Genomic DNA, 11,765 nt, shown 5'->3' with positions numbered 1-11,765 from the left:
GCGATGCTCCAGTGCGTGCGCGCGACCCGCCATCCGGGACCACGCGGGGGTCCTACACCGCTTCGGCGACCGCACCGGCGGCGGCCGGTGCGCTGGTGCGGATGAGGTGGTCGAACGCGGCCAGCGCGGCCTTCGAACCTTCCCCCATCGCGATCACGATCTGCTTGTACGGCACCGTGGTGCAGTCGCCGGCGGCGAACACGCCCGGCAGGCTGGTCTGGCCGCGCTCGTCGACCATGATCTCGCCGCGCGGCGACAGCTCCAGCGTGCCCTTCAGCCACTCGGTGTTGGGCAGCAGGCCGATCTGCACGAACACGCCGTCCAGCACCACGCGGTGGCTGTCGCCGCCGACACGGTCGCGGTAGACCAGCCCGGTCACCTTCGCGCCATCGCCCAGCACCTCGGTGGTCTGCGCGCTGGTGAGGATGGTCACGTTGGGCAGGCTGCGGAGCTTGCGCTGCAGCACCTGGTCGGCGCGCAGGCTGGCGTCGAACTCGATCAGGGTCACATGGGCGACGATGCCGGCGAGGTCGATCGCGGCCTCGACGCCGGAGTTGCCGCCGCCGATCACCGCCACGTGCTTGCCCTTGAACAGCGGGCCGTCGCAGTGCGGGCAATAGGCCACGCCCCTGTTGCGGTACTCGTTCTCGCCCGGCACGTTCATCTGCCGCCAGCGCGCGCCGGTGGCGAGGATCACCGCCTTCGACTTCAGCGACGCACCGTTCTCGAGTTTCACCTCGACCAGTCCGTCGGCGCCGGCGGGCACCAGTTGCGCCGCACGCTGGAGGTCCATCACGTCGACGTCGTACTCGCGCACGTGCTGCTCGAGCTGCGCCGCCATGCGCGGTCCCTCGGTGTGCGGGACCGAGATGAAGTTCTCGATCGACATGGTGTCCAGCACCTGGCCGCCGAAGCGCTCCGATGCGACACCGGTGCGGATGCCCTTGCGCGCGGCATACACCGCGGCGGCGGCGCCGGCCGGGCCACCACCGACCACCAGCACCTCGAACGGCGCCTTGGCGGCGATCTTCTCCGCCTCGCGCGCAGCAGCATTGGTGTCGAGCTTGGCGACGATCTGCTCGAGCGTCATCCGCCCCTGGTCGAACACCTTGCCGTTGAGGTACACGGTGGGGACCGACATCACCTCGCGCGCTTCCACCTCGTCCTGGAACAGCGCGCCGTCGATGGCGACGTGGCGGATGTTGGGGTTGAGTACCGCGGCCAGGTTCAGCGCCTGCACCACGTCGGGGCAGTTCTGGCACGACAGCGAATAGTAGGTCTCGAAGTCGAACTCGCCTTCCAGCGCGGCCACCTGCTCCAGGGTTTCGGCGGCGGCCTTCGACGGATGCCCGCCGACCTGCAGCAGCGCCAGCACCAGCGAGGTGAACTCATGGCCCATCGGCAGGCCGGCGAAGCGCAGCGAGATCGCATGGCCCGGCGTGCCCAGCGCGAACGACGGCCGGCGCGCGTCGTCGCCATCGAGCGACAGCTCGATCTTCGGGCTGAGGGTGGCGATCTCCTCCAGCAGTTCGCGCATCTCGGCCGACTTCGCGCCATCGTCGAGCGAGGCGACGATGTGGATCGGGCGCACCACGCGCTCCAGGTAGGCGGCGAGCTGGGTCTTGAGATCCTGTTCGAGCATGGCGGGTCCTCGGAAAGTCGATAACGGGCCGCGACGGCGCGGTGCGTCAGCGGACGTGATGGGGGGAGAGGCGTGCACCGGAGCCGGCGACGCGGCGGGCGGCGGCTGGCTTGCCACCGGCTCCGGTGCACGCCCATCCCGCGGATGGCGGGATGGACGCCGGCCACGGCCGGCCCGAAGGCCGGCGCAGTGGCGTGGTCAGATCCGGAAAATCAGATCTTGCCGACCAGGTCCAGCGACGGCTTCAGGGTCTTCTCGCCTTCCTTCCACTTGGCCGGGCAGACCTCGTTCGGGTTGGCAGCGACGTACTGGGCGGCCTTGAGCTTGCGCAGGGTCTCGGTGACGTCGCGGGCGATCGCGTTGTCGTGGATCTCGACGGTCTTGATCACGCCTTCGGGGTTGATGATGAAGGTGCCGCGCAGGGCCAGGCCTTCTTCCTCGATGTGCACGCCGAACGCGCGGGTCAGCTGGTGGGTCGGGTCACCGACCAGCGGGAACTGCGCCTTGCCGACGGCGGCGGAAGTCTCGTGCCACACCTTGTGCGAGAAATGCGTGTCGGTGGTGACGATGTAGACCTCGGCGTTGGCCTTCTGGAACTCGGCGTAATGCTCGGCGGCGTCCTCGACCTCGGTCGGGCAGTTGAAGGTGAATGCGGCCGGCATGAAGATCAGCACCGACCACTTGCCCTTGAGGGCGGCGTCGGTGACTTCGAAGAACTCGCCATTGCGGTAGGCGGTGGTCTTGAAGGGCTGGACCTGGGTATTGATCAGAGACATTGAAGTCCTCGTTGGCGGGGTGGAAGAACGGCCCGGTGTCCCGGGCAACGCGCAAAGGATAGGGATGAGCTATCAATATGTAAAATCGATAGAAGCCATCGATACAATAGCCGGTACCTATCGCCCGATACGCCTCCGGATGCCTTGACCCTCGTGCTGCGTTGCACCAATATCGGTGCCGTGCCGCTTGCGGCCCGGTTGGCAGCCCTTGGCGTCCGCCGCTTCCGTGTCCCGTACTCCCTCCCACGCGTGTCACGGTATTCAAGGGCGACCTCCGGGTCGCCTTCTTTTTGCCGCCACCGCCACCGCCACCGCCCCGCAAGGCCGGCGAAGGTCCACCCCTCGATCTGGCGTGTGGCCGCCCCGGCACCGTTGCGCGATCGTCGACGTCCGGGCCGGCCGTCGGCCCCACGCCGTACGATGACCGCATGACCATGCCTGCAACCCCCCATGACCCCGCGCCGCGGCTCGATACCGTGCTGCGCGCGGCCGGAGCGCGCATCGGCGCAGTGGATGCGGAGTGGCTGTTGCTGCATGTCCTGCAGCGCCCGCGCAGCTGGCTGTACGCGCATGCCGACGATCGTCTGGATGCAGCGCGCCAGCGCGAGTTCGATGCGCTGCTGGAACGCCGCGAAGCCGGCGAGCCGGTCGCCTATCTCACCGGCAGGCGCGGCTTCTGGACGCTGGACCTTGGCGTGACCCCGGACACCCTGATCCCGCGCGAGGACACCGAGCGCCTGGTGGAACTCGCCCTGGAGCGCCTGCCCATGGGGGTGCCATCGACGGTGGCGGATCTGGGCACCGGCAGCGGGGCGATCGCGCTGGCCATCGCCCGCGAGCGGCCGCAGGCGCGGGTCGTGGCCACCGACCGCAGCGCAGCGGCGCTGGCGGTGGCGGCCGCCAACGCCGGCAGCGCCGGTGTCCGCAACGTCGAGTTCGTCCACGGTGACTGGCTGGCCCCACTGGCCGGCCGTCGCTTCGACCTGATCGCCAGCAATCCGCCCTATATCCGCAGCGACGACCCGCACCTGTCCGAGGGCGACCTGCGTTTCGAGCCGGCCACCGCGCTGGCCTCGGGCGTCGACGGGCTCGATGACATCCGCCGCATCGTTGCCGCGGCACCGGCGCACCTCGAGCCCGGTGGCTGGCTGCTGCTCGAGCACGGCCACGACCAGGGCCCGGCCGTGCGCGAGCTGCTGCGCGCCGCGGGATTCGCGGATGTCGGCACCGCCTGCGACCTCGAGGGACGCGACCGCGTCGGGTCCGGGCGCCTTGCGGCCGCGGCACCGGGGCCGGAGGGCGCCGGGGCCGGCTGGTAGACTGCCGCGTTTTCGCAGGAGCCCCACGCCCATGCGCACGCTGTATCCCGAGATCGAACCGTTCGATACCGGCACCCTCCGGGTCGACGACCGCCACACGCTGTACTACGAGCAGAGCGGCAACCCGAAGGGCAAGCCGGTGGTGCTGCTGCACGGCGGCCCGGGCGGCGGCAGCAACCCGAAGATGCGCCGCTTCCACGATCCGGCGAAGTATCGGATCGTGCTGTTCGACCAGCGTGGCGCCGGCCGTTCCACGCCGTATGCCGACCTCGTCGACAACACCACCTGGGACCTGGTCGCCGACATCGAGAAGCTGCGCGAGCACCTGGGCATCGATCGCTGGCAGGTGTTCGGCGGGTCCTGGGGTTCGACGCTGGCGCTGGCCTACGCCCAGGCGCATGCGCGGCGGGTGAGTGCGCTGGTGCTGCGCGGGATCTTCATGCTGCGGCGCTGGGAGCTGGAATGGTTCTACCAGGAAGGCGCGTCACGGCTGTTCCCGGAAGCCTGGGAGCATTACGTCGCCGCCATTCCGGAGAACGAGCGCGGCGACATGATCGCCGCCTTCCATCGCCGCCTCACCTCCGACGACGAGGCCACCCGCCTGGCGGCCGCGCGTGCATGGAGCGTGTGGGAGGGCGCCACCTCGTTCCTGCACGTCGACCAGGACTTCGTGCACGGCCACGACGACCCGCACTTCGCACTGGCGTTCGCGCGCATCGAGAACCACTACTTCGTCAACGGCGGCTTCTTCGAGGTCGACGACCAGCTGCTGCGCGACATCTACCGCATCGTCGACATCCCCGGCGTCATCGTGCACGGCCGCTACGACGTGGTGTGCCCGGTGCAGAACGCGTGGGATCTGCATCGCGCGTGGCCGAAATCGGAACTGGTCATCACCCCGGCATCGGGACATTCCGCGTTCGAGCCCGAGAACGTCGACGCGCTGGTGCAGGCCACCGACCGTTTCGCCAACGCCTGAGCCCTCGCTGCGCAACCGACGCCGGCGCTCAGTCCGCCGGCGATCCGTCCGGGTTGTGCTCGATCATCCACAGCCCGGCCCACAGCTTGAGGTCGAGCTCGTAGCCTTCGCGGTGCTTGCGCATCAGCCAGGCGGGCGCCTCGGCGCGCGGCACGTGGTGGACAGTGATGTCCTCGTTGCCGACGCCGCCGCCTTCGCCGACCCTGCGCAGGTCGCGGGCGCGGGCGAAGGCGATGCGTTCGTTGCTCATGCCCGACGAGGTCGGCCCGGTGAGCAGGATCTCCACCCGCCCGGGTTCCCAGCCGGTTTCCTCGACCAGTTCACGGGTCGCTGCGGCTTCCAGGGTGTCGCCGGCGTCGTCGTCACCGACCAGTCCGGCCGGCATCTCGATGGTGGGCGCGCCCAGGGCCATCCGGTACTGCTCGACGAACAGCACCTCGTCGGCCGGAGTGACCGCGATGACGATGACCGCCAGGCCCTCGGCGCTGTGGGTGCGCTCGCAGGCTTCCCACTTGCCGCGGCGCACCAGCCGCAGCCACTCGCCTTCGTACAGGAGTTCGGTTCGGGTGTCGTCGGGTCTGCTCATGCGCGCATGCTAGCCCGGCCCGGTGTGCGGGCCGCGTGGGCTCAGTAGGCCGCGGCGTCGGGAAGCGTGCCGGGCAGCGCATCCAGCCCTGCGGCCATCTGCAGGCGCCGGCGCGTGAGCGGCCCGAAGCGCAGGCGTTCGCACAGCACGCCCAGCTGACCGGCATCGGCCACGCCGCGAGGGAACGGCGCCACCGCCGCGCCGAGCGGCGCATCCAGCGCAATCGTCGTCAGCTGTCGGCACAGCCGCGCCTGCGCGGCATGCTCACGCAACCGGGCAGCGGTCTGGCGCGCCCCGCGCAGGCGCAGGAACGGCACTTCGTCGACCCGTGCCAGCAGCGTTTCCAGGTCACCGAAGTGCGCCAGCAGGGCCGCCGCGGTCTTGGCTCCGATGCCCGGCACGCCGGGAATGTTGTCGATCGCATCACCCGACAGCGCCAGGTAGCAGGGGATCTGGTCGGCGCGCACGCCGTGGCGGGCCGGCACCCCGGCCATGCCCCAGCGCTGGCCGCGGGCGAAATCCCATTGTTCGTCGCCCTCGGCCAGCAGTTGGGAGAGATCCTTGTCGGCCGACACCACCACCCCGCGCAGCCCGTGCGTGCGTGCCTGCGCCAGTGCGCTGCCGATCAGGTCGTCGGCCTCGTAGCGGACATCGGCCAGCACCACCAGCCCCAGTGCCCGGGCGAGTGCCTTGCAGTGTGCGAACTGCCGGCGCAGTTCCTCCGGTGCCGGTGGGCGGTTGGCCTTGTACTCGGCATAGATCGCATTGCGGAAGCAGCTGTCGAGCGCTTCGTCGAAGGCCACGGCGATATGCCGTGGACGCTCGCGCTCGAGCAGTTCCAGCAGGAAGCGCGCGAACCCGTGCACCGCATTCGTCGGCCAGCCTTCACCGTCGCGGAACTCGTCGGGCATGGAGTGCCAGGCGCGGAACACGTAGAGGCTGGCGTCGACCAGATGGACCGGTGGCCGCGTCGGCTGCGCGCCGGCGATGTCCGGGATTCCGATGGCGGCCAGCGGGGCGTCGCTCACGCCGGGGTCCAGTCGCGTAACAGGGCGGCCGGGTCCGGGCGCTCGCGCTCGGGCACCTCGATGCGTGGCGTGCCCAGATGGATGAAGCCGGCAATGCGCTCGTCGGGGCCGAGCCCGAGGACGGCCATCACGTCGGGATCGAACGCCGGCCAGCCGGTCAGCCAGGTGCCGCCGTAGCCCAATGCCTGGGCGGCCTGCAGCACCGCGAAACACACGCAGCCGGCGGTCATCAGGCGCTCGGTCTCCGGAATGGTGTCCTCCGGGTCGAGCACCGCGACCACGGCCAGCACCAGCGGCGCGTGGGCGAAGCGCTGGCGATCCTTGTCGATCGCAGCCTGCGCCGCCCCGGGGCGCAGGCGCAGGCCGATCGCGGCCACGGCCTCGCCGAGGGCCTGGCGGGCGTCGCCCTCGATGCGCAGGAAGCGGAACGGCACGCGCTTGCCGTGGTCGGGTACCCGCACGGCGGAGCGCAGGATGCGCAACAGCGTCGGGTGGTCGGGCGCGGGCTCGCCGAGCTGCCGGGCGGGGGTGGACCGGCGGCGGTCGAGAAGCTCGAGGGCGCCGTCTTCAACGCTATTTGGGATTGGCATCACAGACGTTCCACGCGCCATTCAGGATGGTATGCACATTCCGCCGTCGTTCGATGGCGAGCGTGTATTGTCCCCCGAATGAACAGTCTCGACGACCTCGCGGCAAGGCGTCCGGCGCGTACCGGAAGCGCGCGCGGGCCTGAACGCGTGCTCGAGACGCTGCAGCACAATGCCGTGACCGAGCTGGTCGGGGTGATGTCGGGGTTCTGGAGCACGATCGAGGAGCAGGTGCGGATCGCCGCACTGGCCGGCCACGACTTCAGTGCGGCGCAGGAAGACCGGGTGGCCATCATGGCACTGGCGCCGCGCGCGCTCGAGCTTGCCACCCGCTACCGCGCGGCGATCGAGCAGGCGTTCGCACACTGGCGCGAGGCCGAACCCCGCGAGCCGGAGCGCGAAGGCGCGCTGGAGCTGATGTCGGAAGGGGATCTGGAGATCCATCTGGCCGGCCAGCAGATCATCGAGCTGCTCGATCACCAGTTCCTGCATCCGCTGACCGAGCTCGACGAGCGCCTGGATGCCCTGGCACGGGCGCTGGGCCTCAGGGGGCGGCGCCTGAACCCGCTGCGCCCCGCCGTCGCGGTCACCGCCTTCGTGGAACTGTTCGAAGCCGAGGACCTGACGCCGAGCCTGCGGCGGATGGTGTTCCAGCAGTTCGACAAGCGCCTGCCCAAGGCCCTGGGCGATGTCTACGCCAAGGCGAACACCACGCTGGCCGAAGCTGCATTCACCGGCAACACGCCGGCGCCGAGGCCGGTGCAGGCACCGCGGCAGCCCGCTGCACCGGCATCGGATGCATGGGTGCCTGACGGCGGCACCGTCGAGGCCCGCGACACCGGCACGCCGGGCTTCGACGACGGTGCCACCCGGGCCGGCACCCCGACGTACGGCGGCGGCGAGGCCGACGCCGCACCCGGTTACGCGATGCCCGCCAGCGCGCCGGGCCACGTCGAGGGGCAGCCGCTGCGATACCGCGACATCGTGCGCGAACAGCTGCATGCCTGGCGCCGGCACGGCGGCTCCAGCCTCGCCGGCCGCATGGGTGGCTATTTCAATACCGCGCCGGAATCCGATCCGGCCGCCGAGGCTTCCGCCAACGACGGCCAGTTCCTCGCCACCGAGGACATGTTCAATATCGCCTCGCTGCTGCAGGGCGACGACCCCGGGCCGTACGCGCGCGCGCTGGCCGGCGAGGACAAGCGCCCGCTGGGCGATGTCCTGCGCAGCCAGATCCTGGGCAGCGTGCGGCAGCTGGGCCTGGATCCGGAGCGGGTCCGCTTCAGCGCCGACGAGGAGGACGCGATCGACCTGGTCGGGATCCTGTTCCAGTCGCTGGTGGAGGCCAACGACCTGCTGCAGCGTGCCCGTGCCATGTACGGCAAGCTGGTGATGCCCTACCTCAAGGTCGCACTGGTCGACGATTCGCTGTTCAACCGTCGCTCGCACCCGGCGCGCAAGCTGCTCGACGCGCTGACCGAAGCCTGCGACGGCAACAGCGGCGAGACCGCGCGCGACCAGGAGACGCTGGAGCACGCCGAGCGCGCGGTCGACCGCGTGGTCGCGGAATTCCAGGACGACGCGGCGATCTTCGAACTCGCCGCCAGCGAACTGCGCGACCAGCTCGACCAGCAGCGCAAGCGCGCCGAGATCGCCGAGCGCCGCATCGCCGAATCGATCTACGGCCGCGAGCGGCTGCAGCTGGCGCGACGCGCCGCCGAGGAACTGGTGGCCTCGCGGCTTGCCGACCGGCCGATGACCGCCGCGGTCGCGCATTTCCTCGACGAACACTGGCGCCACCACCTCACCCAGACCTGGCTGCGCGAAGGCGCGGAGGCCGAGCGCTACCACCTCGCCGTCGGGCTTGGCGACGCGATGCTGCAGGTCGACGCCGATGCCGCGCAGGTGCGCGGTGCCGCGGTCGCGGCACAGCTGCTCGCCCTGCAGGCGCCTCTGGGCGAGTGCTATTCCAGCTGCGGCCTGGATGCCGCCAGCGCCCGCGAGGCGATGGCGCGCATCATCGCCGCGCTGGCGATGCCCGATACCGCGCGCCAGGTGCACACCCCGCGCGCCGACGAGGTCGACGAGTTCGAACAGGACGACGGCCTGCCGCCGCTGCGCCTGGTCGGCGGTACCGACACCCTGGAGTTCGACCCGGCGATCGCCGCGCGGATGCGTCGCCTCAAGGTGGGGCAGGGCGTGCGCCTGATCGACCGCGCCGGGCACGAGACCGCTGCCCGGATCGCCTGGATCAGCCCGCTGACCTCGCGTTTCCTGCTGGTCAACCGGCGCGGCATCCGCAAGCTGGTGGTATCGCCCGAGGAACTGGCGGCCATGGTCGCCGCCGGCCGCGCGGTGGTGCGCTCGGTCGATGCACCGTTCGACGAGGCGATGAAGCAGCTCTGGCAGCGGCTCAACCATGCGCCACGGGCACCGCTGAAGGCGGCGGTCAACGCCGGCTGACAGCCAGCCGCGACAGTCCACGGGGCACGTGCCGCACGGTCGCATTCAAGGTTTTCGCGCCGTTGCCGATAGCGGGATGTATCCCCGCAGGCGTCGACATGCGCCGGCACCGTATCGCTTAGGCTAGCGGCGGCCGCCCGCCGGGGGTGGACAGGCGGAGTCGATGGGACGCGACGGCAACATGGACACTACGGCAGCGGCTCCGCCCCGTGTCTTCGACGATCTCAGGCGTGGCATGTGCGCGCGGCTGGCACCGCTGTTGCCGGCTGCGATCGCGTCCGCGCGCCGTGAGTGCGACAACCTCGCGCTGCACGATCCGCCGCCGCCGGGGCTGCTGGAGGATCGTGCCGACCTGTTGCTGCTCACCCGCCAGTCCACCAGCTACGAACGTCGCTGGCAGGAGCGCTTCCTGCAGGGCAGCCAGGGCTGGCCGCACAGTGATGGCGCGCCCGCGCAGGGCGATGCCTTCGCACTGGTCAGCGACGACGAACTGCAGGCGCAGCTGATCGGCGAACCGGTGATCGGGGTGCTGGACCGCCGGCACGCGGACATCCTCGACACCATCGACCGCCGGCTGTACTCGCTGGCGGCACGCATGGGCAGCCCGTCGCGCCCGGGCAACCCCTTTGCTCCGCGCGCGCTGGTGCAGGCCTACCTGGGTGCCGTCACCGTGCACGATTGCAACCCGCGCGTGCGCGCCGCGGTGTTGCGCCATTACGAACGCCAGGCCGGCGATCGCCTCGGCGATCTGTACACATGGCTCAACAGCGAGCTGGCCGATGCCGGCTATGCGATGGCGTCGGGCAGCGAGGAGGCGATGCTGCTCGGGTCCGTCGGCTTCGCGACCGGCCGTGACACGGTGTGGTCGCAGGGCAATGCGCTGGCGCCGCGCGCCTCGACCTGGCGGCCGCAGGCGGGCCAGCCCGCGGCGCCCCGGCGCACGCCCGCCGATGCGGTGCGCGGCAACCTGTTGCGCGAACGGGTGCGCCGCGCGCGGCCCGCGGATGGCGCGCGCGAGATGCGCGCCGAGGAACTGCTCGCCCTGCTCTCGCTGCTGCAGGCGGAGCCCGACGCGTTGCTGGCGGTGCGCGGGCAGCCATCGATCGGGCGCGTACTGCGCGACTGCCTGTCGCAGGCCGGTGAGCGCATCGGCATCCAGCACGGCACCGCGGTGCCGGCGCAGGTGCAGGACGACACCATCGAGCTGCTGGGGCGGCTGTTCGACGAGCTTGCCTCGTCGCATGCGCTCGGGCCGGCGGCGCTCGACCGGCTGGCCCGGCTCACGCTGCCCTTCCTGCGCCTCGCGCTGGAGGATGCCTACCTGTTCGACGAGGCGCCGGGGCATCCGGCGCTGCAGGTGCTGACGCGGCTGGTGGAGTGCTGGGACGCCAATCCCTGCGAGCTGCCCGCCGAGCAGGAGCTGCACACGCTCGCCGACCAGGTGGCGCAGGCCATCATCGACGAATACCACGGCAACAACGAGCTGTTCGAGCAGTTGCTGCGGCGCATGGACCAGGCCATCGAGCCGCTGCAGCGGCGCGCGGAACTGGCGGAAAAACGCGTATGGCAGGCGATCCAGGGCCGCGAGCGGCTTGCCGCTGCACGCCGCGATGCCGACGCGCGCCTGCACGCGCTGTTCACGCGCGGCCCGTTGCTGCCGAGCGTGGGCGAATTCCTTGCCGAGCCGTGGCGGCAGTTGCTGGTGCAGACCTGGCTGCGCGATGGCGCCGACTCGGTCCGCTACCGCGACGCGGTGGCACTGGGCGAGGCGATGCAGCAGTTGGACGCCGACGCGCGCAGCGGTGGCGGCCGCGTGGTGGCGGACGGACTGCTCGCCATCGAACCGTCGCTGCGTGAGTGCTGCGCGGCCTGTGGGCTCGATGCCGATGCGGCGACCCGCCTGCTGTCCGGCCTGGTCGCCGATCTGGCACAACCCGACGCCCCGCGTACTCCGCAGGCGATGACGCCACTGGCGCCGGAAGGCGATGGATTCGATCCCGTCACGCACGGGGTGTCGCCCGGCATCGAGCCGCTCGCCGTCGGCCAACGCGTGGTCGATCAGCGGCCGGGCGTGGCACCGCGGATGCTGCGGCTGGCCTGGCGCAGCCCGATCAGCAGCGCCAGCCTGCTGGTCAACCTGCAGGGCGCACGCGAGCGGCTTTGCACGGCCGCCGAACTCGCCGGGGCGATCGCCCGCGGTGAACTGCTGCCCCGCCCGTTGCCGGGCCCGGTGGACGCCGCCCTGCGGCGGCTGGAGCAGGGCGCGCCCTGACCGGTTGCAGCTGGCCTTGCCCTGCGCGTGGCTGCGCGGCCCGGCGCGCCAGCGCACGCGGGCGGGCGGCGACGCGACGGCACGTGCCGGATGACTTCCGCTGCGCCGGCTCC

The 11,765-nt window shown here is 71.1% G+C and carries 9 protein-coding genes; 4 read left to right on the top strand and 5 right to left on the bottom strand.

Translation table 11 applies throughout. From position 1 onward, the window contains the following. Positions 1–52: 52 nt before the first annotated feature. Positions 53–1,642, bottom strand: coding sequence for an alkyl hydroperoxide reductase subunit F (gene ahpF, locus ERL55_RS11715; protein ID WP_129136572.1), 1,590 nt, complete (start codon positions 1,640–1,642; stop codon positions 53–55). A gap of 212 nt (positions 1,643–1,854) precedes the next feature. Beyond that, the gene (gene ahpC / locus ERL55_RS11710; RefSeq protein WP_100321969.1) at positions 1,855–2,418 is read right to left on the bottom strand and encodes an alkyl hydroperoxide reductase subunit C; all 564 of its coding nucleotides are present in this window, start codon (positions 2,416–2,418) and stop codon (positions 1,855–1,857) included. Between the two features lie 434 nt (positions 2,419–2,852). On the opposite strand from ahpC, the gene prmC reads away from it, so the two are divergent. Together prmC and pip are read left to right on the top strand one after the other, a co-directional pair. Beyond that, the gene (gene prmC, locus ERL55_RS11705; RefSeq protein ID WP_129136571.1) at positions 2,853–3,737 is read left to right on the top strand and encodes a peptide chain release factor N(5)-glutamine methyltransferase; all 885 of its coding nucleotides are present in this window, start codon (positions 2,853–2,855) and stop codon (positions 3,735–3,737) included. A 31-nt stretch (positions 3,738–3,768) separates the two neighbouring features. Next, positions 3,769–4,716 (top strand): prolyl aminopeptidase, encoded by a 948-nt coding sequence (gene pip / locus ERL55_RS11700; protein ID WP_129136570.1) that lies wholly within the window; start codon positions 3,769–3,771, stop codon positions 4,714–4,716. A 28-nt stretch (positions 4,717–4,744) separates the two neighbouring features. Here the strand turns inward: pip and ERL55_RS11695 are convergent, their stop codons facing one another. The 3 genes from ERL55_RS11695 to ERL55_RS11685 are packed head-to-tail and all read right to left on the bottom strand — an operon-like array spanning position 4,745 to position 6,920. Further along, complete coding sequence (locus ERL55_RS11695) at positions 4,745–5,302, bottom strand: NUDIX hydrolase (protein WP_129136569.1); 558 nt, start codon at positions 5,300–5,302, stop codon at positions 4,745–4,747. Between the two features lie 41 nt (positions 5,303–5,343). Further along, positions 5,344–6,291, bottom strand: coding sequence for a 5'-3' exonuclease H3TH domain-containing protein (locus ERL55_RS11690; protein ID WP_129137326.1), 948 nt, complete (start codon positions 6,289–6,291; stop codon positions 5,344–5,346). A 35-nt stretch (positions 6,292–6,326) separates the two neighbouring features. Then, positions 6,327–6,920 carry a nitroreductase gene (locus ERL55_RS11685; protein WP_129136568.1) on the bottom strand — a complete coding sequence of 198 codons (594 nt, stop codon included), beginning with the start codon at positions 6,918–6,920 and terminating at the stop codon, positions 6,327–6,329. A 78-nt stretch (positions 6,921–6,998) separates the two neighbouring features. Here ERL55_RS11685 and ERL55_RS11680 point away from each other — a divergent pair, with 78 nt between their 5' ends. Together ERL55_RS11680 and ERL55_RS11675 are read left to right on the top strand one after the other, a co-directional pair. Continuing rightward, positions 6,999–9,380: a DUF1631 family protein gene (locus tag ERL55_RS11680; protein WP_129136567.1), complete on the top strand. Its 2,382-nt coding sequence runs from the start codon at positions 6,999–7,001 to the stop codon at positions 9,378–9,380. 181 nt (positions 9,381–9,561) lie between these two features. Continuing rightward, the gene (locus tag ERL55_RS11675) at positions 9,562–11,652 is read left to right on the top strand and encodes a DUF1631 family protein (RefSeq protein WP_164972189.1); all 2,091 of its coding nucleotides are present in this window, start codon (positions 9,562–9,564) and stop codon (positions 11,650–11,652) included. The last annotated feature ends 113 nt before the right edge of the window (positions 11,653–11,765 follow it).

The sequence above is a fragment of the Luteimonas sp. YGD11-2 genome, assembly GCF_004118975.1.
GTDB lineage: Bacteria > Pseudomonadota > Gammaproteobacteria > Xanthomonadales > Xanthomonadaceae > Luteimonas > Luteimonas muca.
This window is presented reverse-complemented; position numbering and strand designations above follow the sequence as displayed.

Excerpts from the sequence above, each read along its gene's own strand:
- prmC (WP_129136571.1), top strand. The coding sequence starts at position 2,853 with ATGCCTGCAACCCCCCATGACCCCGCGCCGCGGCTCGATACCGTGCTG.
- ahpC (WP_100321969.1), bottom strand. The coding sequence starts at position 2,418 with ATGTCTCTGATCAATACCCAGGTCCAGCCCTTCAAGACCACCGCCTAC.
- ERL55_RS11680 (WP_129136567.1), top strand. The coding sequence starts at position 6,999 with ATGAACAGTCTCGACGACCTCGCGGCAAGGCGTCCGGCGCGTACCGGA.
- ahpF (WP_129136572.1), bottom strand. The coding sequence starts at position 1,642 with ATGCTCGAACAGGATCTCAAGACCCAGCTCGCCGCCTACCTGGAGCGC.
- ERL55_RS11685 (WP_129136568.1), bottom strand. The coding sequence starts at position 6,920 with ATGCCAATCCCAAATAGCGTTGAAGACGGCGCCCTCGAGCTTCTCGAC.
- ERL55_RS11695 (WP_129136569.1), bottom strand. The coding sequence starts at position 5,302 with ATGAGCAGACCCGACGACACCCGAACCGAACTCCTGTACGAAGGCGAG.
- ERL55_RS11675 (WP_164972189.1), top strand. The coding sequence starts at position 9,562 with ATGGACACTACGGCAGCGGCTCCGCCCCGTGTCTTCGACGATCTCAGG.
- pip (WP_129136570.1), top strand. The coding sequence starts at position 3,769 with ATGCGCACGCTGTATCCCGAGATCGAACCGTTCGATACCGGCACCCTC.